Source organism: Pseudomonas umsongensis, from assembly GCF_002236105.1.
In the GTDB taxonomy this organism is placed as follows: Bacteria; Pseudomonadota; Gammaproteobacteria; order Pseudomonadales; family Pseudomonadaceae; genus Aquipseudomonas; species Aquipseudomonas umsongensis.
Window position 1 is genome coordinate 493488 of sequence record NZ_NIWU01000001.1, and the last position, 26406, is coordinate 519893.

The window sequence follows — 26406 nt, forward strand, 5'->3', positions numbered from 1 at the left end:
CCGTCAACAACTCTCAAACCGGGGCGTCAATGTACATCAGGGATTGCGCCGATCAGCTCTGGCAGAACCGGATCCGGTTGCCGAACGGATCGTAGACTTCCAGGACTTGCCCCCAGCCCTGCTGGACAATATCCGGACGTCCATAGCCGTAGCGCTTGGCAAGTAACTCATCGCGAAGCAGTTCGATATTGTTCATCGGCACAAACACCGTCGAGCCCGGGCTGGCGTCGCCATGATGTTCGGAAAGGTGCAGTTGCAGGCCGTTGCGGCTGATGCCCAGATACAGTGGCAGGTCGGCTTCGAACCGGTGTTCGAATTCGATGCTGAAGCCCAGGAAATCGAGATAGAACTCACGGGCCTTGGCTTCGTCGAACATACGCAATATGGGAATGGGTCTGTCGAATGTAACTGTGGATACGGGCTGGGTGGCTGTGGGGGGAAGCATCGCAGACGCAGTGTTCCAGTCCTTGTAGCCCAGTTGCTGCGCGACCAGTTCCAACGCGGTGGAGTGAGACAGGCCCTGATTGCGTTCCTCCAGCGAGGCGCGCAACTGTTTGGCCATTTGTTTGGCTTGCTCGATTGAAAACATCATTGCTCCTGTAGCCGAGATGCCTTGGTGCTCGCGTTGCCAAACCTCGACCGTCAAGAGATACGACAGGGTTCGCACGAAAAAGCGATGCTTTCACCTTTCCCATCGGGAGCGAGCGGCGGGCAGCATTGGCCCGGTGCCGATGGTACATAGCCGCTCCTGTGACGGGAAGACCCGCGCCCGTGTATCGCTGTGTATCCAGCCCCCTCGAACGCAGACTGGCTTACAAATGCCCCTGCAACCGGATACATCCGGGATACACGGTTGCCGTCAAATAGCCCTGCCTTAGCGAGAAAGCAACCGCGCCTCGCACCACGGCTTATCGCCCTTTTGGCAATGACCCATGCGGCTCGACCGCCCACAGTATCCGGAGAATCACCATGTCCCGTATGTCAAACAAATCCCGTATTGGCCTGATCGCTGTTGCACTGGCCGGCAGCCTCAACCTCGCTTCGAACGCCTTTGCCGCAGACGCGCTGCCTCAGGGGTATCAACTGGCCTCGGCGGAAAAAACCAGTGAAGGCAAATGTGGCGAAGGCAAGTGTGGCGAAGGCAAGTGTGGCGCTGAAGAAGCCGGCGCCAAAGTGACCAAGGCCGGCGAAGGCAAGTGCGGTGAAGGCAAGTGCGGCGATGCTTCGTTCGCCCGTACCGACACCGACCACGACGGCCGCGTTTCGCTCAAGGAACTGCTGACCGTTGCCCCGCAGGGCGGCGAGGAGTTCAAGGCCATGGACACCAACAACGACGGTTTCCTCTCCGAAGGCGAAGTCTACAAATTCCGCACAAACCAGTTCACCTCCAATGGCAAGAAAGTGCCTACGGAGTTGTTTACCCAGATGAGCAAGGCCAAGAGCTGATTGGGAGTTGCATCGGTCAATAACCTCCCTGGGATTTTCCTGGGGAGGTTTCTGTGTACAGATCCATTGCTGCTGTAACGGCGGCTTGTGGTTTCGTCCATGCGGTGCGTCACTTGGACAAAGCCTGTATGAGTGAGGCTTGCCCGCGAAGGCGACCTGACAGCCGACCTGACTTTTACGGGGGCACCTGGATCCCCTGTGGGAGCCAGCCTGCTGGCGATTGATCGTTCCCACGAGCAGCAAAGGAATGCCGCCAGGGACGCTCCGCATTCCGCTGACGACGCATTAATTGAGTCGTGCGCAACGGTGATGCGAAGCGTCACAGCAAGTTATGTGTGCGATTTATTGTCGGAGTACATATCCATTGCTGCGGTAACGGCGGCTTATGGTTTCGCTTTTACAGCGACTCCCTTTTTCAAACGCCAAAAAGGAAGCAAAAGGCTTTGCCCCACCACTCGGTGCCTCGCTTGGGCTCGGCATGCCCTCACTCCGGCATTGCTCCGTGGGTCGCCGCGATGGGCCATCCATGGCCCAGCGCGGCTAAACCGGCGTCCTGCCGGTTTCCCCACTGCGCAATGCCTGCGTTCGGCCATCGTGGTTGACGGGGCGCTCGCGATCAACAGCAAAGCGAGGCGGCCTTAAAGCCGACCTGACTGTTACGGGTGAACCTGGATCCCCTGTAGAGCGAGCATGCTCCGGGCGGCGTTCCGTCGATTGATCGTTCCCACGCTCTGCGTGGGAATGCCGCCAGGGACGCTCCGCGTTCCGCTGACGACGCATTAATTGAGCCGTGCGCAACGGTGATGCGAAGCGTCACAGCAAGCTATGTGTGAGATTTATTGTCGGAGTACATATCCATTGCCGCGGTAACGGCGGCTTATGGTTTCGCTTTTACAGCGACTCCCTTTTTCAAACGCCGGAGTGCCGGCCCAGCAAAAAGGAAGCAAAAGGCTGTGCCCCACCACTCGGTGCCTCGCTTGGGCTCGGCATGCCCTCTCTCCGGCATTGCTCCATGGGTCGCCGCGATGGGCCGTCCCTGGCCCAGCGCGGCTAAACCGGCGTCCTGCCGGTTTCCCCACTGCGCAATGCCTGCGTTCGGCCATCGTGGTTAACGGGGCGCTCGCGATCAACAGCAAAGCGAGCCGGCCTTAAAGCCGACCTGACTTTGACAGGTGTACCTCGATCCCCTGTAGGAGCGAGCATGCTCCGGGCGGCGTTCCGTCGATTGATCGTTCCCACGCTCTGCGTGGGAATGCCGCCAGGGACGCTCCGCGTTCCGCTGACGACGCATTAATTGAGCCGTGCGCAACGGTGATGCGAAGCGTCACAGCAAGCTATGTGTGAGATTTATTGTCGGAGTACATATCCATTGCTGCGGTAACGGCGGCTTATGGTTTCGCTTTTACAGCGACTCCCTTTTTCAAACGCCGGAGTGCCGGCCCAGCAAAAAGGAAGCAAAAGGCTTTGCCCCACCACTCGGTGCCTCGCTTGGGCTCGGCATGCCAGAACGAAGGCATGGCTCCGTGGGTCGCCGCGATGGGCCATCCTTGGCCCAGCGCGGCTAAACCGGCGTCCTGCCGGTTTCCCCACTGCGCAATGCTGCTTCGGCCATCGTGGTTAACGGGGCGCTTGCGATCAACAGCAAAGCGAGGCGGCCTGACAGCCGACCTGACTTTTACGGTTGTACTTGAATGTCGAAACCCTATAGCTGCAGCGCGACCCTCACTCGAAGGCGCGCCGGTAGGCAAACAGACCAGGCATGCCGCCGGTCATCACAAACAGCAGATTGCTCCCCGCCCGGTAATCACCCCGGCGTACAGCCGCGAGCAGTCCGGCGAAAGCCTTGCCGCCGTAGACGGGATCGGTGAGCAAGCCTTCCTGGGACGCCAGCAGGCGTACCGCTTCGAGCATCGCTTCGGTCGGCGCGCCATAGGCATCGCCGCGTTGGCTGCCATCCACGCGAATCGAGTGGTCGGCCAGCGTCGTGGACCGGTCAAGCAGCTGCAGGACCTGTCGGGTTTTTTCCAGGGTCGTGGTCGCGGCCTGTTCCTCCGTCGCCAGCACCGAGTAGCCGAGGATTTGCGTCGAGGCACCAGCCAGGGTGACGCCGGCCAATAAACCTGAGTGCGTGCCAGCGCTGCCATTGGGCACGATGATTTGCTCGAAATGCATATCCAGCGCCTCCGCCTGGCGCAGGATCTCGCCTGCGCAGGCGGCATAACCCAGGCTGCCCCGAGGGCTGGACCCGCCGAGGGGCATCACGAAGGGCCTCTTGCCTTGGCCCTTGAGCGTGTCGACCAACTGCGTCGCGTAGGCATCGGGCAAGACACCCCGAGCCAGCCGATGGACCTTCGCGCCAAACAAGGCATCCAGCAGCACATTGCCGTTGTGGCAAAAGTCGTCATCGGTGCGCACGGCCGAGGGTGTCAGGATCAGCTCGCAGGCGAGGCCATGACGGGCCGCCACGGCCGCGGTCAGTCGTGCGTGATTGGATTGCAAACCGCCCCAGGTCACCAGTGTGTCGGCGCCTTCGGCCAAGGCTTCGCCGAGCAGGAACTCCAGTTTGCGCAGTTTGTTGCCACCGCCGCCAAGACCGGTCAGGTCGTCGCGCTTGACGTAGAGCTGACAGCCATTGAGTTCGGGCAAGTCGCTCAAGCGGGACAGCTTCTGGATCGGCGTCGGGCCTTCGAGCAGGGCCACCCGTGGGTAGGCGGCCAGCGCGGCATCAAGATGATTCAAGTCGTTGGGCATGAAGGTTCGCTCGTGGAGTGAAGGAATTTGAACGCCATCGACCACTGTAAAAAGCTCTGGTTCGAAGATATACCACCGGCAAGGAATTACAGTTGATACACCGTGTAATGAATGCGTGCATCTCTAATACAGATGTCATCGATCTTGATAAATCGTTTCACGAGATATATTGACGCGAGATAAGGTCTGCCGCATTCGCCTGCGGAGTACCTGGTCCCATGAATTATGCCGAGCGCAATCTTGCCTATTGGCGTCGCAACCTGGCTGTTTGTGTATTCGGCTCGTTCACCACATTGGTGAGCCTGAGCATGCTGTTGCCTTTCCTGCCGCTCTATGTGCAGCAACTGGGCGTCACTGAGCAGGCCGATGTGGTGCAGTGGTCCGCGGTAGCGTTCGGCGCGACATTCTTTGGCACGGCGATCACTGCACCGCTCTGGGGCCGCTTGGCTGATCGTTTTGGGCGTAAACCGATGCTGGTCCGCGCGGCCATCGGCATGGCGATCGTGATGTCGCTGATCGGGCTGGCGCGGGACGTTACCGATCTGGTGGCGCTGCGCCTGATCGCCGGGCTCATCGGCGGTTATGCCTCGGCTTCGATCGTGATGATCGGTTCCCAGGTGCCACGGGAAAAGGCCGGTTGGGCACTGGGCGTGCTGTCGACGGGGGCGTTGTCCGGCAACCTGATCGGGCCGCTGGTAGGTGGATTCCTCCCGCAGTGGGTAGGTATTCGTGGCACTTTTTTTGTTGGCGGCGCAATGATCGCCGTGGCGGCGATCACCACCATCGTACTGATTCGTGAGTCGTTCGATCGTAGTTCGGACGGGGCCCGACGCGCCAAAAAAATCCCGGTCGAAGGTGCCGGTTCTCGATGGCCGATCATTGGCGCACTGCTGATGACGGCAATGATGGTGCTGCTGGCCAACATGTCGATCGAACCGATCATCACTGTCTACATCGGTCATCTGGGCGTGGCCCTTGATGATCAGGCGCAGATTGCCGGCGTGGTAATGGCCTGTTCGGCGCTGGGCAGCATCCTGACTGCCGCCAGGCTGGGGGCACTGGCCGATCGAGTCGGCAGCTGGAATGTGATCATCGGATGCCTGGTGCTGACGGCCATCGTCATGGTGCCCCAGGCATTCGTTACGCAGTGGTGGCAACTGGCAGTGTTGCGCGCCCTGATGGGCATGACCATAGCCGGGCTGCTGCCGGCGATTGCCAAGCTGATCCGGCAATCGGTCGAGGACCACGACAGCGGAAGAATCCTCGGCTATCTGCAATCGGCACAGTTCTCCGGGCAGGTGATCGGGCCCCTGATCGGTGGCCAGATCGGCGCCCATTTCGGGTTGCACCACGTGTTCCTGGTGACTGCCGCGCTGCTGGTGTTGTGCGCCGGAATCAATGGCTGGGTGAGAAGTGAAGCGGGAATCCAAAGTAGTAAATTCACCAAAAGCGATCAGCCGGATCATTAATGATCATTTTACATGATCATCTGCCGGGCATAGGTTTAAGGGGCACAGATACCGCAGCCAGTGGCGGATCGAGTCTGAATCTGAGGCTGTGGAACAACAATAACGCTACCACTGCTACACGGAGTCAACGTGAACCATGCAACCGAATCAGCCAGAATCCGCAACCATCCCCGGTATAAGGAGCTGGTCTCGCGGCAGCGAACGTTCGTCGCCAGCCTGACCGCGGCAACCCTTGTCCCGTACTTCACGTTCATCCTCGTTGCCGCCTTCGCGCCCCAGTTGCTGGCGACGAAACTTTCCGCGACCAGCATCATCAGTATCGGTTGGCCTTTAGGTGCCGTGTTCATCGTCGGGGCCTGGTTGTTCACCGGGCTGTACATCCATCGCGCCAATGGTGAATTCGATGACCTGACCGCAGAAATCCGCGCGGGGGGCATCGTATGAAGCGCCTCCTCATGAACCTCATCCTTCCCGTCCTGCTCTGTGTATTTGCGGCTCGCGCCATGGCCGGTGACGTCATCCAGGGCGTCGAGAAACAGCCGATCAACATCACCGCCATCAGCATGTTCCTGGTCTTCGTCGTGACAACCCTCGGCATCACGTACTGGGCCGCCTCAAAAACCCGATCCATGGATGATTTCTACACCGCCGGCGGTGGCATCAGCGGCTTCCAGAACGGGTTGGCACTGGCCGGTGACTACATGTCGGCGGCGGCGTTGCTGGGGGTCACCAGCATGATCTTCTTCAACGGCTTCGATGGCGTGCTGTACTCGATCAGCTTCTTTGTTGCCTGGCCCTTGCTGTTGTTTCTGTTCGCCGAGCGCATCCGCAACCTGGGGCGTATCACCATCTCCGATATCGCTTCATTCCGCCTCGATCAAAACCGCATCCGCACGATGACGGCCTTCGGTTCGTTGACGGTGGTGTGCTTTTACCTGGTGGTCCAGATGGTGGGAGCAGGGCAGTTGATCCAGCTGCTGTTCGGTCTGCCGTACAACTATGCGGTGGTTGCCGTGGGGCTGTTGATGGCGGTCTACGTCACCTTCGGCGGCATGGTCGCCACCACCTGGGTGCAGATCATCAAGGCCGGGTTGCTGCTGGTGGGCGGGACGCTGCTGGCATTTCTGGCGCTGAGCAAGTTCGGCTTTTCCTTCGACCTGTTGTTTGAAAAAGCCGTGGCCGCGCACCGCGATGGCGAGCGGATCCTGCTGCCGAGCAAACTGGTGGCCGACCCGCTGTCGCTGATCTCATTGGCGCTGGGACTGGTATTTGGCACCGCAGGACTGCCGCATATCCTGATGCGCTTCTTCACCGTGCCGGACGCCAGGCAGGCGCGTAAATCGGTGTTCGTCGCCACGGGTTTCATCGGCTTTTTCTACCTGATCGTGGGCGTGCTGGGCCTGGCGGCCATCGTGATCGTCGGGCAAGACCCGGCCTTCTACGAGTCCGGCAATCTGGCGGGCAAGCTGATCGGCGGCAGTAACATGCCGGTGATGCACCTGGCCAAAGCCGTGGGTGGCGACCTGTTGCTGGGCTTTATTTCCGCCGTGGCGTTCGCGACGATCCTGGCGGTGGTGTCGGGGCTGACCATGGCCGGCACATCGGCGATCTCCCATGACTTGTACGTGATGGTGGTCAGGAAGGGTAAGGCCGAAGCCAAGGACGAACGCCGCGTTTCGCGCATTGCCTCGGTGGGCATCGGCATCGTCGCGGTGGTGCTGGGGATTCTGTTCAAGGATCAGAACATTGCCTTTCTGGTCGCGCTGACGTTCGGCGTGGCGGCCTCGGTCAACTTCCCGATCCTGGTGCTCTCGATGTACTGGAAAGGGCTGACCACCCGTGGCGCGCTGATCGGCGGTGTCGCCGGGCTGGTGAGTGCGGTGGGGCTGGTCATTCTTTCGCCGGCGGTGTGGGTCAAGGTGCTGGGCAATGCCGAGGCGATCTTTCCCTATGACTACCCGGCGATCATCTCGATGAACGTGGCATTCCTGTTCACCTGGCTGGGCTCGGTGACTGACCGCAGCCGTGGCGCGGTGCTCGAGCGCGAGCGTTTCGATGATCAGTTGATCCGCGCCCAGACCGGGCTCGGCGCCGCGCAGGCGGTCAACCACTAAGACCTTCGCGGTCCATCCTTTCCTGATTTGCGCATTCTGTAAAAGGAGTCAGCCATGCAACTACGCGACAATGGCCTGAGATTTTCACCCATCACCGTTGCCCTGCACTGGGTCGTGGCGATTTCGCTGCTGGCGATTTTCGGCCTGCAACTGTGGATCGGCCACGCCTCCAGCGAGGCGCAGCAACTGGCGCTTGGCCGGGTACAAAACCTGCTGGGGCTGATTCTGTTCCTCGTCTCGTCCTACCGGTTCTGGGCGCGGATCACCTCCTATCATCCGCTGCCGGTAGGCACGCCGAACCCGATCGAAGTGATCATCAGCCGTTCGGTGGCGGTGTCGCTGGCCTTGGCGATGGTGCTGTTGCCGATCGCGGTTTGGGCTTCGCGGGCCGCCGCCGGCGAGGTGCTGCAACTGCCCGGCGGATTATGGATTCCGTCGCTCCTGCCGGTTAACCCCACCTTGAAGCATGTGGTCGATGTGCTGTTCGCCATTGGCGCCTCCGCGTTCCTCGCAGGGCTCGCGCTGCATGTTTTCGGTGCCGCGAAAAATCACTTTCTCCTGAAGAACAACACGCTCAAGCGGATGCTTGGCAAACATGTGGAGCTGTGAGTCATGAAACAGGACAAAACCGTTTTTTCGGGTAATGTCGTCACCCGGCTCTGCGGCGTGAACTACCCGATCTTCCTCGGCGGCATGGCCGCCATTTCCGGCCCGCAACTGGTCGGGGCCGTGGCCAACGCCGGGGGCATGGGCGTGCTCGGCGGCTTGCGCCTGCCACCTTTGGCCTTGCGTCGCTGGATCGAGGAAACACGGGCACTGACCGACCAGCCCTTCGGGGTGAACCTGGTGCCGCAGTTCGGCGGGCCGGATGTGTTCGAAGCGCAGTTCCAGGTGATCCTCAAGCAAAAGCCCAGATTGCTGTCGCTGTTCTATGCCGAGAAATATGCCGCCGACATGATTCCCCGGGCGAAAGACGCCGGGCTGCTGGTGATGGTGCAAGCGGGGTCGGTGGAGCTGGCCCGAATCGCCATCGCCCAGGGCGCGGACATCATCATTGCCCAGGGCAGTGAAAGTGGTGGGCACCTCAATCGCGGCACGATCGGCATCATGCCGTTGTTGACGTCGATCCTGGCCGTCGCCGAGGGCAAGCCGGTGCTGGCGGCCGGCGGTATCGTCCACGGCGATGATGTGCGTGCACTGATGTCGCTCGGCGCGTCAGGGGTGGTGGTGGGCACGGCGTTCATTGCCACCGACGAGTCCAACGCCCATCCGCTGTACAAACAGAAGATTGTCGAGGCGACTACCGATGACACGGAGTACCGCACCGGCTATTCGTTCGGTTGGACCTACGGCACGCCGCACCGGGTGATTCCCAATCGGGACAAGTGGAACCTGCTGCGCTTTATCGGTGGCGGGGCCCGGGCGATTGACAAGCCACGGATGGCGCAGAAGCTGTCGCTGTATGCGGGGCAGGGGGTGGGCAAGATCCACAGTGTCGTGCCGGCGGCCGAGCGGGTGGCGGAGCTGGCGTGCGGGCTGGATCAGTTGTCTGTAACCGAGAGAAAGGTCACGGACTACGCTGCGACAGGACGGTTCCTGAACGAGCAGAGAAGGACACTCGGCTGGCAGTGAACCCTGTGGGAGCGAGCCTGCTCGCGAAGGCGACAGCACATCCAGAATGGATGTCGACTGAACCACCGCTTTCGCGAGCAGGCTCGCTCCCACAGTGGTTGCCGATGTAGTTCAAGCCACCGCCGGCCGGGCGATCTGTTGTTGCGCCAGGCCGATGAACGCGCTCATCGCCGAGGTGATCATCGTGTCGTTGCGGCGGATGAACACCGTGGAGACATTGGCGAATTCCGCTGGCAGGGTGTGGCAGCGGATGGCATGGCGCACGCTGCAGTTTTCTGCGATGGCCTTGGGCAACAGGGTCACGCCCATGCCCGCCGCCACGCACGACAGGATGCCGTCGAGCGTGCCCAGTTCCATGATCTGGTTGGGCACAAGACCCACCTGGTAGAACCAGTTCTCCAGGGTCGAGCGATAGAAGCAGCCGGTGCGGAACACCAGCACGGTCTGCTGGGGCATTTTCTCGATCAACGCCGGCAACGTTTCGAACTGGCTGCTGCTGACCAGCACCAACTCTTCGCAAAACACCTCTTCCTGGGCCAGCGCCGAGTTCTGGTGAAAGCCGCCGACGAAGGCACCGTCGAGGCGATGGGCTTCAATGGCCTTGATCAACTCGACCGTGGTGCCGGTGAGCAACGACAACTGCACGTCGGGATACTGCTCGCGGTAGCGGGTCAGCACTTGCGGCAAGCGAATGGCAGCGGTGGTCTCCATCGAGCCGAGCCTGAGCAGGCCGCTCGGGCTGCCGGTGTCCATCAGGGCGCTGCGGCTCTCGTCGGTGAGTTGCAGGATGCGCCGCGCATAACCGAGAAAGGTCTCGCCCGCCGAGGTGAGTACCACGCCTGATTTCTTGCGGATGAACAGTTCGCGATTGAGTTCGGCTTCCAGTTCCTTGACGCGCATGGTGACGTTGGACTGCACGGTATTCACCTGCAACGCGGCGGCGGTGAAGCTGCCCAGTTCGGCCACGGCGCAGAAAATCTTCAGTTGGCGCATTTCCATTTGTTGTCACCATCTATCAGTAGAAGTGATCGCAGACATGCTTAACGATCACTTTACGGCCATTTCTGGTGATTAGTAAAGTGACTAAAACCCCCTGATGAGTGAAGGTCGGCCCATGACACTGATTTCGACAATCGACCATGTCTTCGCTGGAGGCCTGGCGGTATTGCAGCCTGAAGGGCAGCGCACGGGCATCTTCAAGCAACGCCAGGCAGGCCCGGTGCGCGTGGAGTTACAGGGGATCGTCGGCGACCAGCACGGCGACACCCGGGTGCACGGCGGGCCGGAAAAAGCCGTGCATCAGTATGCGGCGCAAAACTACCAGCGTCTGGCGCAGGCCTTTGCGCCCAGTGCCGCGCATCTGGTCGCGGGGAGCCTGGGGGAGAACATTTGCGCATTCGGGCTTTCGGAGCTCAACGTGCACATCGGCGACGTGTTCCGCATCGGCAACAGCTTGCTGCAGGTCTCCCAGCCGCGCAGTCCCTGCTGGAAGATCAACCATCGTTTCGATGCCGAGCACATGTCGATGTTCGTCGCCCGGGAACGAATCACCGGCTGGTATTACCGGGTGCTCGAGCCGGGCTGGCTGCAAGCGGGGGACCGCATTGAATTGCTGGAACGGCATAACGAACGGTTTTCCATCGACCAGTTCTGGCAGGTGCAATTGGCGCACCGGCCGCTGATCGACGATTTGCTCGCGCTGGCGGACAGCGTCGGCCTGGCCGCGGACTGGAAGCGCCGCCTGGGCGAGCGGGCGAAATGGCTGCTTCATAAAATATGATCCATAAGATCATTAATCATCATTTTACATGATTTGTCGGCGGGCCTACCTTGGGCATGTCGGGTGCGCTCAACGCCCCGGCCTGACAACAACAAGAGATGGCTCTTATCCACCACCAGGGGACAACCCGCCATGAGTACCCAGCCTGCAGACATCGCACACTATATTCACGGTCGCCTGACACCCGGCACTTCCAGTCGCTCGCAGCACGTCACCAACCCCGCCACTGGTGTGGTGATCGGCAAGGTGGCCCTGGCCAGCGCCTCGGACGTCGACGCCGCGGTGGAGTCGGCCGCCGCCGCCTTTCCCGCCTGGTCGGCGACACCGCCGCTGCGCCGCGCGCGCATTCTGTTCAAGTTCCTCGCGCTGCTCAACGAGCACCGCGACACCCTGGCCCGGATGATCACCACCGAACATGGCAAGGTCTTCACCGATGCCCAGGGCGAAGTGACGCGCGGCATCGAGGTTGTCGAGTTCGCTTGCGGCATCCCGCAATTGCTCAAGGGCGACTACACCGAGCAAGTCTCGACCAACATCGATAACTGGACCCTGCGCCAGTCCCTGGGCGTGGTGGCCGGTATCACGCCCTTCAACTTCCCGGTGATGGTGCCGATGTGGATGTTTCCGGTGGCCATCGCCTGCGGCAACACCTTCGTGCTCAAGCCGAGCCCGATCGATCCTTCGCCCTCGCTGCTGATCGCCGAGTTGTTCAAGGAAGCCGGGTTGCCGGACGGTGTGTTCAACGTGGTGCAGGGCGATAAGGAAGCGGTGGATGCGCTGCTCGATCACCCTGAAGTCAAGGCCGTGAGCTTTGTCGGCTCCACGCCAATCGCCAACTACATCTACGAGACCGGTGCTCGCCACGGCAAGCGTGTGCAGGCGTTGGGCGGGGCGAAGAACCACATGGTGGTGATGCCTGATGCCGACGTCGAGCAGGTGGTCGATGCCCTGATCGGGGCGGCTTTCGGTTCTGCCGGCGAGCGCTGCATGGCGATCTCGGTAGCGGTGTTTGTCGGTGATGTGGCCGACAAGGTCATCCCCAAACTGGTGGAACGCACCCGCACGCTGAAGATCCTCGAGGGCATGAACCTGGCCGCCGAAATGGGCCCAATCGTTTCGCGCGTGGCGCACCAGCGCATCACCGGCTACATCGAGCAAGGCATCGCTGAAGGCGCCGAGATGCTGGTCGACGGCCGTGACTTCGATGGCTCGCAGGCCGGCGCCGATTGCGCTGGGGGCTTCTGGCTCGGTGGCACAATATTCGACCATGTCACCCCCGCGATGAAGATCTACCAGGAGGAAATCTTCGGTCCGGTGCTGGCGTGCATGCGGGTCAAGGATTTCGCCGAGGCGGTCGATCTGGTCAATGCCCACGAATTCGGCAACGGCACCGCGTGCTACACACGCGACGGTCATATCGCCCGTGAATTCGCGACCCGCATCCAGGTGGGCATGGTCGGCATCAACGTGCCGATTCCGGTGCCGATGGCGTGGCACGGCTTCGGTGGCTGGAAGCGCTCGCTGTTCGGTGACATGCACGCCTATGGCGAAGAGGGCGTGCGTTTCTACACCAAACAGAAATCGGTCATGCAGCGCTGGCCGAACAGCATTGCCAAGGGCGCCGAGTTTGCCATGCCGACCTCCAAGTAGACCTTCACGCGCTTTCGGGTTGGAGGGTGTGCAGGCGCGGGCTTGCACGCTGTCCATTGTCCCAGGGGGCGGCTGTGCCTTTTCTCAACGGCGGCTTGCTCCCATTTTCTTGCCCAAGGTAAACCGCGATGCCATTGCTCAAGTTCGACATCATTCAAGGCCGTAGCGACGAACAGCTGCGCACTTTGCTGGAGGTGGCGCATCAGGCCATGGTCCAGGCGTTCGAGGTGCCCGCCAGTGATCGCTACCAGAGCGTGACGCAACACCGGCCGGGGGAGTTGGTACTGCACGACACGGGGTTGGGTTACTCGCGATCGGACAATGTGGTGTTGCTGACGCTGATTTCGCGTCCGCGCCCCCAGCAGCAAAAAGTCGCGTTCTACCGCTTGCTGGCCAAGCAGCTGCACGCCGAGTGCGGCCTGTCGCCTGACGACCTGATCGTTTCACTGGTGGAGAACACCGACGCGGACTGGTCGTTCGGTCGTGGCCGCGCGCAATTTCTGACTGCAGAGCTCTAGCGTTCACTTTCATTCATCAGGCCCAGGTGCTGCCATGTCCAATCCACTGTTGTCCCTATTGAACATCCAATGGCCGATCATTCAGGCGCCGATGGTGGGCGTCTCCACACCCCGTCTTGCGGCGGCGGTGTCCAATGCTGGCGGGCTGGGTTCCATCGGCATTGGCGCGAGCAACGTCGAGCAGGCGCGGGCCCTGCTGCGCGAGACGGCGGCGCATACCGACAAACCCTTCAATGTGAATGTGTTCTGTCACCAGCCGGCTGTCCGGGACACCTTTCGAGAATCCCGGTGGTTACAATTTCTGGCAGGTTTTTTCGCCGAGTTTGGCGCCGAGCCACCGGTGTCGCTGCGGGAAATCTACACCTCGTTCGTCGAAGATGGCGACATGCTGCAGATGCTGCTGGAAGAAAAACCGGCAGTGGTCAGCTTCCATTTTGGCCTGCCGCCACAACCGGCCATCGATGCACTCAAGGCCGCTGGCATTCTGCTGCTGTGTTCCGTGACCAGCCTTGCCGAAGCGTTGGCGGCGCAGGACGCGGGTGTGCATGCCCTGGTGGCACAGGGTTACGAGGCGGGCGGGCATCGCGGGGTCTTCGATCCGCGGCAGGATTTGCAGATGGGCACCTGCGCTTTGGTGCGTGTACTGGTCGATGCCTGTCGTCTGCCAGTGATTGCCGCGGGCGGCATCATGGACGGCGCAGGCATTAACGCGGTCATGCGGTTGGGCGCCAGTGCCGCGCAGTTGGGCACGGCATTCATTCTCTGCCCGGAATCGTCGGCGAACGGTGCCTACCGCGAAGCGCTCAAAGGCCCGCGCGCGCATCAGACACACGTCACCAGCGTCATTTCCGGCCGCCCGGCCCGGGGCATGGTCAATCGCAACTTCACCAGCCTCGAAGGGGCAGGCATCGAATTGCCGGACTACCCACTCACCTATGACGCCAACAAGGCGCTCAACGCAGCGGCAGCGGCTCGGGCCAATAGCGATTTCGCCGTGCAATGGGCTGGGCAGGGGGCACCATTGGCTCGGGAACTGCCGGCCGCGGCGTTGGTGAAGCTGCTCGCGGCCGAGATGCAATCCTGAGTGCGGGCTTGTCATGGTTTTGTTGTAACTTGGGCGCCGGGACTGAATCGGTTTGCAACGGAAGAACCATGACATTGACGGCCGAAAAACTGGTTGGCATCGCAATGACCAACCCGATCAACGTGCAATTGACCTCACGCTTGCCAGCGCTTGGACTTGATCAATGCATGCTCACGGCAGGTTGCCTGTTCCAGGCGGTATGGAATCAAAAGGCACAACGAGATCCTGGCTGGGGCATCAAGGATTACGACGTTTTCTACTTTGACCCCGACCTGTCCTGGGAGGCCGAGAACGAGGTTATCCAGCGGGCTCAACGGCTCCTGCAGGATCTTGGGGTCAACGTCGAGTTCAAGAACCAGGCACGCGTGCACCTTTGGTACAGTCAGCGCTTTGGCGGGACTTACCCCAGGCTTGAATCGGCCAGGGACGGGATTGATCGCTACCTGGTGGCGGGTACTTGTATCGGCCTGGATGTTGTCACCGGCGAGGTCTATGCCCCCTATGGCCTGGAGGACTTGGACGATGGTGTGTTGCGCATCAATCCGGCAAACCCCAGGCCTGACTTGTTTGAGCAGAAGGCGAAGAGTTATCAGGTTCGCTGGCCTTGGTTGAGGGTTGTGTAAGGCGTGCCTGTCCGCGTTGTGATCGATGATGGTTCCCACGCTCTGCGTCACTGTTGCGCACTGCTCAGGTCATGCGTCGTCAGCGGAACGCGGAGCGTCCCTGGCGGCGTTCCCACGCAGAGCGTGGGAACGATCAACGTGTTCGCTTGAAATCAGGCCGCCTCGCTTTGCTTTTGATCGCGAGCGCCCCGTTAAACCACGATGGCCCATCGCGACGCCCCCTGTAGGAGCGAGCATGTCGAATCGTCGCACCGTCGCGATGGAGGTCAACGATGACGCGGGAAGCCTGACACCCCGGGGAGCTTTCAGGTTTTTCGCGAGCGAGCTCGCTCCTGCAGAAAGGGCGAAACCATAAGCAGCCGTTACCGTAGCAATGGATATGTACGCCAAAAGAATCCAGCAAAAATAGCCTGGGTGGTTTCTCCCATCGAGTGCCGTCAGGCTACAAAGGCCGATACCTGGACGAGGTTGTTGTCCTGGGCTGCCGCAACAAGGTGCAAAGGCACATGCGGTTGCTCGACGGGGGAGGAGATTTCAATGCTTCCCACAATATGCACTTGTCGCTCGCTCAGTCCGGTCGACTCTAGTTCCTTTGCCTTAGCCATTCTCGCGTGGTTCGCTGCGATTTCGTTGAGAGTTGACACGTTACATCTCCGGTGACTGACCAAGCGTTTTGCTGGAGTCCTTTAGCGTTGATTGGATGGCCATCGCGTCAGTTTTATGTCGTTCGCGATGGCTAACGCGGGCCGGTGCAATCCCCACGCCAGAGAAGGCCGGGATTACCCCTGGCGATTTCATTTGCGACGAAAGGTTATCGGCCTCGGGTTAAAACACGATGCCGAGCTTTACGCCGTACTCGTCCCGGGTCTGCTTATCGAAGTCGGTTAGCTGAAATTGACCGTCCAGGTCGTATTTGAAGCGGTTGTAGTAAAGGCTGGCAATCACCGGAATCGATCCCTCCTGGTTGAACAGCCAGCTCAGTTCGACAAATGGATTGGTGGTGTCCTTGAGGTCCTGTTCCTCGCTGTCCACGTTGTGGATTTCCAGCTGCGCATCTCCGTTGATGACCTTGCGAACGCCAGCTTCCAGGCGCAAGGTTGAGGTGCTGAAGGCGTGGTTGTAGCCGGCTGCGACTTTAGCGAAGGGAGTGCGATTGGTGAGATTGATGTCGTATTTGTGGAAATCCGGGTCATAACGGTTCCACTTATAGCCTGCTCCGATCAAAACGTCGAAAAAATTGTCGGCATCCAGGGCCATCCTCCAGCCCAGGTCCAGGTCGGCCTGGCCATCGGTGACGCGTTGATGCTTTTCTTCGGAGTACTGCCCGGTGATTTCTGCCTGATACACAAGGCCGCCCCGGCCCGTCATCTTGTTGCCGAAGTTGAGGAACAGTCCTGCTTCGGGAATATGCTCGGAACTGCTGGTCCTGCGGCCTGTAAACTCCAGCTCGCTGTAGCTTCCCAGCAGGCCGACGGAAAAAACAGGGTTTTCAGAAGGTGTTGCGCCAGCGAATGAGGGGGCGACGCCCGCCAGGAGGGAGGTGACAACAGCAGCAAGACTGGTTCTATTCATGAGAACTCCATCAGCGTACTAGGGTCCGAGACGGACCTGTCACTAACAACAATAGTCGGTTTTGGTACAACGTATGACCGGTCGTCGGTGAGTTCTCGAAAAAGATGGCAATTGGCCTTGGTGTCATCTTTTTGTCGTCCATGAGTGCGACTTTGCGGGGTTGCCGTGCGGATCCTTGTCCGACGAACTGCACTTCTGCTCTTTCGATATGTGGCCAGTGCGGGCACAATGCGCATCCTTTTTTTGGCTGGCCTTGCCGGAGGCCTCGAAATGATCAAAACGCCGTACTACCTCATCGATAAGCAAAAGCTGCTGGGCAACATGGAAAAGATTGCCTACGTGCGCGAGCAGTCCGGGGCCAAGGCCCTGCTGGCACTCAAGTGCTTCGCCACCTGGTCGGTGTTTGACCTGATGCAGCAATACATGGATGGCACCACGTCGTCGTCGCTCTACGAACTCAAGCTCGGTCGGCAGAAATTCGCTGGCGAGACTCACGCCTACAGCGTCGCCTGGGCCGATGACGAAATCGAGGAGATGCTCGACAACTGCGACAAGATCATCTTCAACTCCATCGGCCAGTTGCAGCGCTACACGCAAGCGTCTGAAGGCAAGGTCCGTGGCCTGCGGGTCAATCCGCAGGTGAGCAGCTCCGATTACCTGTTGGCCGACCCGGCACGGCCGTTCAGCCGCCTGGGCGAGTGGGACCCGGTGAAGATCGAGCAGGTCATCGAGCAGATTTCCGGCTTCATGTTCCACAACAACTGTGAGAACGGTGACTTCGGCCTGTTCGACGACATGCTGTGCACCATCGAAGAGCGTTTCGGTCATTTGCTGCACAAGGTCGAGTGGGTCAGCCTCGGTGGCGGTATTCACTTCACCGGCGAAGGCTACGCGCTGGATGAGTTCTGCGCACGCCTCAAGGCGTTTTCGCAACAGTACGGCGTGCAGGTCTACCTGGAACCGGGCGAAGCGGCGATCACCCAGAGTGCGTCGCTGGAAGTCACCGTGCTGGACACTCTCTACAACGGCAAGCACCTGGCGGTCGTGGACAGCTCTATCGAAGCCCACATGCTCGACCTGCTGATCTACCGCCTGAACGCCAAGCTGGCCCCGAGCGCGGGTGAGCACACCTACATGGTGTGCGGCAAATCCTGCCTGGCCGGCGATATTTTCGGTGAGTACCAGTTCGATCGTCCGCTGGCCATCGGCGACCGCCTGTCGTTCGTCGACGCCGCGGGCTACACCATGGTCAAGAAGAACTGGTTCAACGGCCTGAAGATGCCGTCCATCGTAGTGAAACAACTCGACGGTACTGTCGAGGTGGTTCGTGAGTTCGGTTACAACGACTATATGTCCAGCCTCTCGTAAGCTGGCTGAGAAGGAGAGAGAGAAAAATTGAAGAAGAACGTACTTATCATTGGTGCAGGAGGTGTCGCCAAGGTGGTGGCCCACAAGTGCGCGCAGCACAACGACGAGCTCGGTCGTATTGCTATCGCGTCGCGCAACATCTCCAAATGCCAGGCCATCATCGACAGCGTCAAGGCCAAGGGCAGCCTCAAACAGCCCGCTGAAATCAAGGCATTCACCCTCAATGCCCTGGACGTCGAGGCGACCAAGACGCTGATTCGTGAAACCGAATCGCAGATCGTCATCAACGTCGGCTCCGCTTTCCTCAACATGTCGGTGCTGCGTGCCTGCATCGATACCGGCGCGGCCTACCTGGACACCGCCATCCACGAAGAGCCGGGCAAGATCTGCGAGACGCCACCCTGGTATGGCAACTACGAGTGGAAGTACCTCGAGGAATGCCAGCAGAAGAACGTCACCGCCATCCTCGGCGTGGGCTTCGACCCGGGTGTGGTCAATGCCTATGCGGCACTGGCCCAACAACAGTATTTCGACAGCATTGATTCGATCGATATTCTCGACGTCAATGCCGGTTCCCATGGCAAATATTTCGCCACCAATTTCGATCCGGAAATCAATTTCCGCGAGTTCACCGGGCAGGTGTGGAGCTGGCAGGACAGCCAGTGGACCAGCAACACCATGTTCGAAGTCAAGCGCACCGACGACCTGCCGGTAGTCGGTTCGCAGAACCTGTACCTGACCGGTCACGATGAAGTGCACTCGCTGTCGAAGAACCTTGGCGTGCCTAACGTACGTTTCTGGATGAGCTTCGGCGAGCACTACATCAATGTGTTCACCGTGCTCAAGAACCTCGGCCTGCTTTCCGAGCAACCGGTCAAGACCGCCGAAGGCCTGGAAGTCGTGCCGCTCAAGGTGGTCAAGGCCGTGCTGCCTGATCCGAGCTCGCTGGCGCCTGGCTACACCGGCAAGACTTGCATCGGTGACCTGGTCAAGGGCACCAAGGACGGCCAGCCGCGCGAAGTGTTCATCTACAACGTTGCGGACCACGAGCAAGCTTTTGCCGAAACCGACAGCCAGGGCATTTCCTATACCGCCGGTGTACCACCGGTGGCTGCAGCCCTGCTGGTAGCCCGTGGTGAGTGGGACGTGCAGCGCATGGTCAACGTCGAGGAGCTGCCAGCCGAGGCGTTCCTCAAGGCTTTGGACGTGATGGGCCTGCCGACCCGTATCAAGGACGAGCACGGCGACCGTGCGTGGGACTGCAACGCCTGAGGATAGGGACTTTGTGGGAGCGAGCCTGCTCGCGATGGACTGACGAGCGCTGCGTTTATTCAGTAAACCAGCGTCATCGTTAACGACCATCGCGAGCAGGCTCGCTCCCACATTGGATCAACTGCGCAGATTCGATCAGTGGCGATCCAGCCACACCGTCTGTGCATTGCAGAATTCGCGCACGCCAAAGTGCGAAAGCTCACGGCCGAACCCGCTTTTCTTCACCCCGCCAAAGGTCACGCGCGGGTCACTGGCGCAGTAGCCATTGATGAAGACCCCACCGGTTTCCAGTTCGCTGGCCATCTGCTGGGCCTGCTCGACATTGCCGGTATAGACGGTTGCCGCCAGACCGAACTCACTGTCGTTTGCCAGTTCCAGCGCATGCGCTGCGTCACGAGCGGTGATGATCGAAGCGACCGGTCCAAACAGCTCCTGTTTGAATGAAGTCATCTGGTCAGTGACCCCCGCCAGCACCGTAGGCTCATAGAAGTTGCCCGGGCCTTGGGCTTTCTTGCCGCCCAGCAACAAGGTCGCGCCTTCCTCCAGGGTGTCGCGCACCTGTTGATCAAGTTCATCGCGCAGATCGAAGCGGGCCATCGGGCCGATGTACGTCTCGGCGGACAGTGGATCACCGACCACCAGTTTGCGCGTGGCGTCGACAAAGCGCCGGGTGAATTCCTCGACTATGCCTTGCTCGACAATCAGCCGCTTGGCCGCCGCACAGACTTGCCCGGTGTTCTGGTAGCGACCGATCACGGCCGCCTGGACGGCGTCGTCGAGGTTGGCATCATTGAGCACGATGAATGGATCGGAACCGCCCAGTTCCAGCACGCACTTCTTCAGTGCCGCACCCGCCTGGGCGCCGATGGCCATGCCGGCTCGCACACTGCCGGTCAGGGTGACGGCGGCGATGCGTGGGTCGGCGATCGCCTTGGAAACGCCGTCCGGCGTGACGTTGATGACCTCGAAGACACCCTCGGCAAAACCCGCTTGCTTGAAGGCGTCCAGCAGCAGGTAGGCACTGCCCATCACATTGGGCGCGTGCTTGAGCACGTAGGTATTGCCGGCCAGCAGGGTCGGGACCGCACCGCGCAGCACTTGCCAGATCGGGAAGTTCCACGGCATGACCGCGAGGATCGGGCCCAGCGGGCGATATTCGATGCGCGCCTTGTTGCCTTCGACCAGGGTGGGTTCAGCGCTGAGCATGGCCGGGCCGTGTTCGGCATACCAGTCGCAGAGCTGCGCACATTTTTCGATTTCACCGCGGGCCTGGGCGATCGGCTTGCCCATTTCCAGGGTAATCATGGTGGCCATGGCCTGGGCGTTGTCGCGCAATGCCTGGCCAAGGGCAATCAATCGTTGCACGCGTTGTGCAACCGGTTCGCGGCGCCAGGCGCGGAACCCGTTGGCGGAACGCGACAGGGCCGCGTCCATTGCCGCTGCGGATTCGAAAGGATAGTGGCCGATCTGTTCACCGGTCGCCGGGTTGATCGAAATGGCGTGGGTAAGGCTGGATATGTTGGTCATGGCACCGTCCTGCGGGGTAAGAATGGGCTCAGGTTACGGTGCTGTATGTTTTCTTGAAACTGAATAATAATGAGCGTCTTGTTCACGTTTGGAGAATGAATTGGACCTGGTTCAGCTCGAGATTTTCAAGGCTGTCGCCGAGCACGGCAGCATCAGCGTCGCCGCGCAGCACATTCATCGGGTGCCTTCGAACCTGACCACGCGGATCAAGCAACTGGAGCAGGATCTGGGTGTCGACCTGTTTATCCGCGAAAAAAGCCGCCTGCGCCTGTCGCCAGCCGGCTGGAGCTTCCTCGACTACGCCCGACGGATTCTCGACTTGGTCCAGGAGGCCCGCGCCACGGTGGCCGGCGAAGAACCCCAGGGTACATTTCCCCTGGGATCCCTGGAGAGCACCGCAGCAGTGCGGATTCCCGAACTGTTGGCGGCTTATAACCAGCAGTACGCCAAGGTCGAGCTGGACCTGTCCACCGGACCTTCCGGGACCATGATCGACGGGGTGCTGGCGGGCCGCCTGACCGCCGCGTTTGTCGATGGCCCGGTGCTGCACCCGGCGCTGGAAGGCGTACCGGCATTCGAAGAAGAAATGGTGCTGATTGCACCGCTCAACCACAGCCCGATCCATCGCGCTCAGAACGTGAACGGCGAAAATATCTACGCCTTCCGCTCCAACTGCTCCTACCGCCATCACTTCGAAAGCTGGTTCGCCAACGACGCTGCAGTGCCGGGCAAGATCTTCGAAATGGAGTCCTACCACGGCATGCTCGCCTGCGTCAGCGCCGGTGCCGGCCTGGCCCTGATGCCGCGCAGCATGCTGCAGAGCATGCCCGGCTGCAGCACGGTCAGCGTCTGGCCATTGTCGGAATCGTTCCGTTATTTGCGCACCTGGCTGGTTTGGCGCAGGGGCACGGTGTCGCAGAGCCTGACCATGTTCGTGCGCTTGCTGGAGGAGCGGTGTGAAGCGATGAGTTAGCGGTAAGCGGGGCTGGAATGCGGAGGGCGTGTTCAAAGAAAATTGGTTGGCGCCAGCGGGCGCCATTGCACTGGCCCGAAACGCCTCCACGCCTGCGCGCTCCTGACAAATGCTGGTAGCGGGGTTTGCTCCAGACCCCATAGGGTGACTCGTTCTGGCGGATGATAATGCAGTTGTGATTTGGCGCCCTCGTTAACCATCAACCCCCTGCGAGGGAATTTGCAGAAAACCACGAGGGCCTGAGGGGGGCAGGGCGCTGAAGGTCGAGGTTCAGCGCCCTGGCAGTTTTTTGTCATCTTCAGACTTCGTTAAGAAATCCCTTTGATACTTCTCCCAATTGATCCGGGGGAGGTGTTTTTTTCATGTCCGAATTCAACTGGAATGTGCAGTTGCCGCTGTATTTCGGCCAAGCCGAAACACCGCCAATGAGTCTCCTCAGGGCTTTGCCCGGCGACGAGCAGCGGACCGTCTTCGAAGGCTTCATCCAGCAACGTTTTCGCAAAGCCCACGGCGCCGACATCCGTCATTTCATGCCAGAGCTGTTTGGCATGAACGACGCGTACGGTGCCTTGTGCGCAGTGGCTGGCGTGCGACTGGCAGACACACAACCGCTGTTTCTGGAGGGCTATCTGGACGGGCCGATCGATCCGCTGATCAGTGCCACGGCGGACCGGACCGTGGAGCGATCCGCCATCGTCGAAGTCGGCAATCTGGCGGCCGCCGACACGGGCAGCGCGCGCATGAGCATCATTGCGATGACCTATGTGCTGGCCATGGGCGGCCTGGAGTGGGTGGCGTTCACCGGCAATATTGGCCTGGTGAACAGCTTCCATCGCCTGGGTTTGAAGCCGGTGACACTGTGTGCCGCCGATCCTGCGCGCTTGGGCGAGGACCGCCATGCCTGGGGCAGTTACTACGAAAGCAAGCCCTGGGTCCACGTTGGCAATATCCGCAGTGGGTTTATTCATTTACGCAATATAGGTCTGTTCAGTCGACTGGGTTTGCCTTCGTCCATCGAGGGGTGTTGCCATGTCGCCTGAAGTGGAGCGTTTCAAACGGACACTGCGCGATCATGCCGCTCGCAAGGGCGATGACATTGCCTTGTGGGGCGATCAGTTGAAACTGGACTACGCCACCCTGTACGCCGAAGTGATCGAGCGACAGCAGCGACTGCGCGATGAACACATCAAGGTGCTTGCCCTGGCGTTGGACAATGGTGTCGAGGCGATGCTCTGGGACCTGGCTGCGTTGTTCGAAGGCTTGACGTGTGTCGCGTTACCGCCTTTCTTCAGCCCGACGCAGCGCAGTCATTGCCTGGAACAGAGCCAGGCCGAAAGCGTGATCGCTGAACCGCAACAGACAGCCGAACTGCAAGCGGGCGGCTATGAAAAATCCGGCGAGTTCTGGCGCCGTACCTTCAGTGGCTCGAACCGGATGCCCGAAGGCACCGCCAAACTGACGTTTACCTCCGGCACCACGGGGACACCCAAAGGCGTGTGCTTGAGTGCCGACAGCATCCTGCGAGTCGCCCGCGAACTGGATCAGGCCAGTCGAAGCTGCCATCCGCAGCATCATCTGGCGCTGCTGCCGCTCGCCATTTTGCTGGAGAACATCGGTTGTTATGCCGCGTTGTATGCCGGCGCGACCTTGAGCCTGCCCAGCCAGAAAACCCTCGGGATCCAGGGGGCCAGTGGCGTGGATGTGCCGCAACTGCTGGCGTGCCTGGCGAAACGATCGCCCCAGAGCCTGATCCTGGTGCCGCAGTTGCTGCTGATGCTGGTCAGCGCGGCCGAGCAGAAAGCCTTCGACCCACAGCACCTGCGTTTTGCCGCCGTGGGTGGCGCACGGGTTTGCGAAGATCTGTTGCATCGAGCCCAACGTGCAGGCGTGCCGGCTTACGAGGGTTACGGATTGTCGGAATGTGCGTCGGTGGTGTGCCTCAATACACCGCAAGCCTGCCGTCCTGGCAGTGTCGGCCGCCCCTTGCCCCATGTGCAGGTTCGCCTGGCCGACGACGGCGAAGTGCTGATCAAGGGCTCGACCCTGCTGGGTTACCTGGGGGAGGCACCGCACGCTGATGAGTGGTGGCCCAGCGGTGACCTCGGTGAGTTCGACGAGGAGGGATTCCTCTACCTCAAGGGCCGCAAGAAACATCAGTTCGTCACCAGTTTCGGGCGCAACGTCAACCCCGAATGGGTCGAAGCCGAACTGACCCAGCGCCGTCATATCGCCCAGGCCTTCGTCCATGGCGAAGCCCTGCCGGGCAACCATGCATTGCTCTGGCCGCACCGTGCGGACTGCTCGGACGAGCAATTGGCCGCCGCCGTGGCCGAGGCAAACGAGGCCTTGCCCGATTACGCCCGGGTCCAGCACTGGACCCGTCTGGAACAACCCTTCACCTTTACAAATGGCCTGCTGACAGCCAACGGTCGACCACGCCGCGACGCCATCGTCGAGCGATACCGGGCGCAGCTGACTGAGTCGGTACTATTCGAGGAACCCGCATCATGAGCTTTTTCGACACCCTGCAAGAGGCCACCCACCAGGAGCGCAGTACGCTGTTCAATCTGCCGATCATCGTCGATGCCCTCGAAGGCAAGGTCAGCCTGGAGAGCTACCGGGCCTTTCTGGCCCAGGCTTACTACCACGTGCGCCATACCGTGCCGTTGATGATGGCCTGCGGTGCACGCCTGCCGTCACGCCTGGAGTGGCTGCGCGAAGCCGTGTGCGAGTACATCGAGGATGAATACGGCCACGAACAATGGGTACTCGATGACATTCAGGCCTGTGGCGGCGACAAGGAGGCGGTGCGCGGCGGCCAGCCGTCGTTGGCCATCGAACTGATGGTCAGCTTTCTCTACGACCTGATTGCCCGGGGCAACCCGGTGGGGCTGTTCGGCATGGTCAATGTGCTGGAAGGCACCAGCATCGCCCTGGCCACCCATGCCGCCGGCAGCATTCGCGAACGTCTGGCCCTGCCGCAAAGCGCCTTCAGCTACCTCGATTCCCATGGGTCGCTGGACATCGAGCATATGCAAACTTACCGCCGACTGATGAACAAACTGGACGACCCTGGCGATCAGGCCGCCGTCATTCACGCCTCCAAAGTGGTTTACCGGCTTTACGCCGACATGTTCCGTGGCCTGCCACACGACGGGGAGAACCCGCATGCGTCTGTCTGAGACTCGCGTGGTACTGACCGGTGCCAGCGGCGGCATTGGCCTGGCGATCACCACCGCCCTGTGCGCCAGTGGCGCCACGGTGCTGGCCGTGGCCCGACATCGGGAGGCGCTGGAGCACTTGCTCGAACGCTATCGGGACAGGCTGTTCTGGGTGGGCGCCGACCTGACATTGCAGGCCGACCGGCGCAAGGTGCTGGCCGCCGCCGAAGCCTTGGGCGGGATCAACCTGCTGATCAATGCGGCCGGGGTCAACCACTTCGCCATGCTCGAACAGCTCGAAGACAGCGAAATCAACGCGATGCTGGCGGTGAACATCAGCGCGCCAATTTGCCTGACCAAAACCTTGCTGCCACTGCTCAAGCAGGCGGACAGCGCCATGGTGGTGAATGTCGGCTCGACCTATGGCTCGATTGGCTATGCCGGTTACGCCAGTTATTGCGCGAGCAAATTCGCCCTGCGCGGGTTTTCCGAAGCCCTGCGCCGGGAATTGGCGGACACCCGGGTCGGTGTGTTGTACGTTGCACCGCGCGCCACCCATACAAGCATGAACAGCCCGGCGGCGCAGGCCTTGAATGACGCTCTCAAATCCAGCGTCGACGACCCGCAGACCGTCGCCTCGGCGGTCATCCACGCCATCGCCGGCGACCGCCGCGACCTGTACCTGGGCTGGCCGGAGCGCTTCTTCGTGCGCCTCAACAGCCTGTTGCCCAACCTGGTGGATCGGGGCCTGCGCAAGCAATTGCCGCTGATTCGCCGCCTGAGTCAAAAACCAGACAACGAGAACCTCGAGCCATGAAAAAATTTGCCGCGTATTTGCTGTTGGGAGCCTTGAGCCAGAGCGTCTGGGCCCTGGACGCCGCCGACCAGCAACGTCTTAATGGCATCCAGCAAAGCTGGGCGCATATTCAGTACGAGTTGCCAGAGGAGCAACGCACCGCCGCCTTCGAAAAGCTCGCCACCCAGGCGGCAGCGTTTACCCAGGAGCGCCAATCGGTGGCTGAGGCCTGGATCTGGTCCGGCATCGTCACCAGCAGTTGGGCCGGCGCCCAAGGGGGGCTCGGAGCCCTTGGCAAGGTCAAGGACGCGAAGCAATATCTGGAAAAAGCCCTGACCCTGGACCCCAAGGCCTTGCAAGGTTCGGCCTACACCAGCCTCGGCGCGTTGTATGATCGTGTGCCGGGATGGCCCATCGGTTTCGGTGACTCGGACAAAGCCGAGCAATTGCTCAAGGTCGCTTTGCAGATGAACCCCAATGGCATCGACAGCCTGTACTTTTGGGGTGATCACCTCTACCGTCAAAAGCGCTACGCTGAGGCCAGGGCAGCATTGCAAAAGGCCCTGTCGGCCGCCCCTCGGCCAGGGCGGGAAACCGCCGATGCCGGGCGTCGCAAAGAGATCGAAACACTGCTGGTGGATGTGAACAAGAAACTCGGCTGACAGGAGTC

At 60.7% G+C, this 26406-nt stretch carries 25 protein-coding genes; 19 read left to right on the plus strand and 6 right to left on the minus strand.

Annotated features, from left to right (window positions below):
* Positions 1-52 precede the first annotated feature (52 nt).
* A complete protein-coding gene (locus PSUM_RS02295; protein WP_083348895.1) occupies positions 53-589 on the minus strand; it encodes a glyoxalase superfamily protein in 537 nt (178 codons plus the stop codon).
* Between the two features lie 380 nt (positions 590-969).
* Between PSUM_RS02295 and PSUM_RS02300 the strand changes: the two genes are divergently transcribed.
* Positions 970-1446, plus strand: a complete 477-nt coding sequence (locus PSUM_RS02300; RefSeq protein ID WP_020801220.1) for an HvfA family oxazolone/thioamide-modified RiPP metallophore — start codon at positions 970-972, stop codon at positions 1444-1446.
* A 1722-nt stretch (positions 1447-3168) separates the two neighbouring features.
* Here PSUM_RS02300 and PSUM_RS02320 read toward each other — a convergent pair.
* On the minus strand, positions 3169-4197 hold the full coding sequence (locus tag PSUM_RS02320; RefSeq protein WP_083348896.1) for a D-cysteine desulfhydrase family protein: 1029 nt from the start codon (positions 4195-4197) through the stop codon (positions 3169-3171).
* 218 nt (positions 4198-4415) lie between these two features.
* Between PSUM_RS02320 and PSUM_RS02325 the strand changes: the two genes are divergently transcribed.
* From PSUM_RS02325 to PSUM_RS02345, 5 genes are all read left to right on the plus strand, one after another.
* Positions 4416-5666, plus strand: coding sequence for an MFS transporter (locus PSUM_RS02325; protein WP_083348897.1), 1251 nt, complete (start codon positions 4416-4418; stop codon positions 5664-5666).
* A 129-nt stretch (positions 5667-5795) separates the two neighbouring features.
* On the plus strand, positions 5796-6110 hold the full coding sequence (locus PSUM_RS02330; RefSeq protein ID WP_020800728.1) for a DUF485 domain-containing protein: 315 nt from the start codon (positions 5796-5798) through the stop codon (positions 6108-6110).
* On the plus strand, positions 6107-7780 hold the full coding sequence (locus PSUM_RS02335) for a cation acetate symporter (protein ID WP_083348898.1): 1674 nt from the start codon (positions 6107-6109) through the stop codon (positions 7778-7780). The genes PSUM_RS02330 and PSUM_RS02335 overlap by 4 nt, the downstream gene beginning before the upstream one ends.
* Before the next feature lie 54 nt (positions 7781-7834).
* On the plus strand, positions 7835-8389 hold the full coding sequence (locus PSUM_RS02340) for a cytochrome b (RefSeq protein ID WP_020800730.1): 555 nt from the start codon (positions 7835-7837) through the stop codon (positions 8387-8389).
* 3 nt (positions 8390-8392) lie between these two features.
* Positions 8393-9412: an NAD(P)H-dependent flavin oxidoreductase gene (locus tag PSUM_RS02345; RefSeq protein WP_033045139.1), complete on the plus strand. Its 1020-nt coding sequence runs from the start codon at positions 8393-8395 to the stop codon at positions 9410-9412.
* Between the two features lie 111 nt (positions 9413-9523).
* Here PSUM_RS02345 and PSUM_RS02350 read toward each other — a convergent pair whose 3' ends face one another.
* A complete protein-coding gene (locus PSUM_RS02350; protein ID WP_033043782.1) occupies positions 9524-10411 on the minus strand; it encodes a LysR family transcriptional regulator in 888 nt (295 codons plus the stop codon).
* Between the two features lie 115 nt (positions 10412-10526).
* On the opposite strand from PSUM_RS02350, the gene PSUM_RS02355 reads away from it, so the two are divergent.
* The 5 genes from PSUM_RS02355 to PSUM_RS02375 all read left to right on the plus strand — a co-directional run bounded on the left by PSUM_RS02355 (position 10527) and on the right by PSUM_RS02375 (position 15067).
* Positions 10527-11192, plus strand: a complete 666-nt coding sequence (locus tag PSUM_RS02355; protein WP_083348899.1) for an MOSC domain-containing protein — start codon at positions 10527-10529, stop codon at positions 11190-11192.
* 132 nt (positions 11193-11324) lie between these two features.
* Positions 11325-12842, plus strand: a complete 1518-nt coding sequence (locus PSUM_RS02360) for a CoA-acylating methylmalonate-semialdehyde dehydrogenase (protein WP_083348900.1) — start codon at positions 11325-11327, stop codon at positions 12840-12842.
* A 128-nt stretch (positions 12843-12970) separates the two neighbouring features.
* Positions 12971-13360 (plus strand): tautomerase family protein, encoded by a 390-nt coding sequence (locus PSUM_RS02365; protein ID WP_083348901.1) that lies wholly within the window; start codon positions 12971-12973, stop codon positions 13358-13360.
* A 34-nt stretch (positions 13361-13394) separates the two neighbouring features.
* Positions 13395-14444, plus strand: coding sequence for an NAD(P)H-dependent flavin oxidoreductase (locus PSUM_RS02370; protein ID WP_083348902.1), 1050 nt, complete (start codon positions 13395-13397; stop codon positions 14442-14444).
* 68 nt (positions 14445-14512) lie between these two features.
* A complete protein-coding gene (locus PSUM_RS02375; protein ID WP_083348903.1) occupies positions 14513-15067 on the plus strand; it encodes a nucleotidyltransferase family protein in 555 nt (184 codons plus the stop codon).
* A 437-nt stretch (positions 15068-15504) separates the two neighbouring features.
* Here PSUM_RS02375 and PSUM_RS02380 read toward each other — a convergent pair whose 3' ends face one another.
* Together PSUM_RS02380 and PSUM_RS02385 are read right to left on the minus strand one after the other, a co-directional pair.
* A complete protein-coding gene (locus PSUM_RS02380) occupies positions 15505-15711 on the minus strand; it encodes a hypothetical protein (RefSeq protein ID WP_033044665.1) in 207 nt (68 codons plus the stop codon).
* Between the two features lie 181 nt (positions 15712-15892).
* Complete coding sequence (locus PSUM_RS02385; RefSeq protein WP_020801091.1) at positions 15893-16639, minus strand: hypothetical protein; 747 nt, start codon at positions 16637-16639, stop codon at positions 15893-15895.
* 270 nt (positions 16640-16909) lie between these two features.
* Between PSUM_RS02385 and PSUM_RS02390 the strand changes: the two genes are divergently transcribed.
* Together PSUM_RS02390 and PSUM_RS02395 are read left to right on the plus strand one after the other, a co-directional pair.
* A complete protein-coding gene (locus tag PSUM_RS02390; protein WP_020801090.1) occupies positions 16910-18007 on the plus strand; it encodes a carboxynorspermidine decarboxylase in 1098 nt (365 codons plus the stop codon).
* Between the two features lie 27 nt (positions 18008-18034).
* Positions 18035-19279 carry a saccharopine dehydrogenase family protein gene (locus PSUM_RS02395; RefSeq protein WP_083348904.1) on the plus strand — a complete coding sequence of 415 codons (1245 nt, stop codon included), beginning with the start codon at positions 18035-18037 and terminating at the stop codon, positions 19277-19279.
* A gap of 135 nt (positions 19280-19414) precedes the next feature.
* Here PSUM_RS02395 and PSUM_RS02400 read toward each other — a convergent pair whose 3' ends face one another.
* Positions 19415-20806: an aldehyde dehydrogenase family protein gene (locus PSUM_RS02400; protein WP_020801088.1), complete on the minus strand. Its 1392-nt coding sequence runs from the start codon at positions 20804-20806 to the stop codon at positions 19415-19417.
* Between the two features lie 100 nt (positions 20807-20906).
* Between PSUM_RS02400 and ptrR the strand changes: the two genes are divergently transcribed.
* The 6 genes from ptrR (at position 20907) to PSUM_RS02430 (ending at position 26398) form a co-directional block, all read left to right on the plus strand.
* Positions 20907-21779, plus strand: coding sequence for a putrescine utilization regulator PtrR (gene ptrR, locus PSUM_RS02405; RefSeq protein ID WP_020801087.1), 873 nt, complete (start codon positions 20907-20909; stop codon positions 21777-21779).
* Positions 21780-22141: 362 nt separating this feature from the next.
* Positions 22142-22819: a thermostable hemolysin gene (locus tag PSUM_RS02410; RefSeq protein ID WP_020801086.1), complete on the plus strand. Its 678-nt coding sequence runs from the start codon at positions 22142-22144 to the stop codon at positions 22817-22819.
* Positions 22809-24290 carry an AMP-binding protein gene (locus PSUM_RS02415; protein WP_020801085.1) on the plus strand — a complete coding sequence of 494 codons (1482 nt, stop codon included), beginning with the start codon at positions 22809-22811 and terminating at the stop codon, positions 24288-24290. The genes PSUM_RS02410 and PSUM_RS02415 overlap by 11 nt, the downstream gene beginning before the upstream one ends.
* Complete coding sequence (locus PSUM_RS02420) at positions 24287-24961, plus strand: iron-containing redox enzyme family protein (protein ID WP_020801084.1); 675 nt, start codon at positions 24287-24289, stop codon at positions 24959-24961. Before PSUM_RS02415 ends, PSUM_RS02420 begins: the two co-directional genes overlap by 4 nt.
* Entirely contained in the window at positions 24948-25757 is an 810-nt protein-coding gene (locus PSUM_RS02425) for an SDR family oxidoreductase (RefSeq protein ID WP_083348905.1), read from the plus strand. Before PSUM_RS02420 ends, PSUM_RS02425 begins: the two co-directional genes overlap by 14 nt.
* On the plus strand, positions 25754-26398 hold the full coding sequence (locus tag PSUM_RS02430) for a tetratricopeptide repeat protein (protein ID WP_020801082.1): 645 nt from the start codon (positions 25754-25756) through the stop codon (positions 26396-26398). Before PSUM_RS02425 ends, PSUM_RS02430 begins: the two co-directional genes overlap by 4 nt.
* Positions 26399-26406 lie beyond the last annotated feature (8 nt).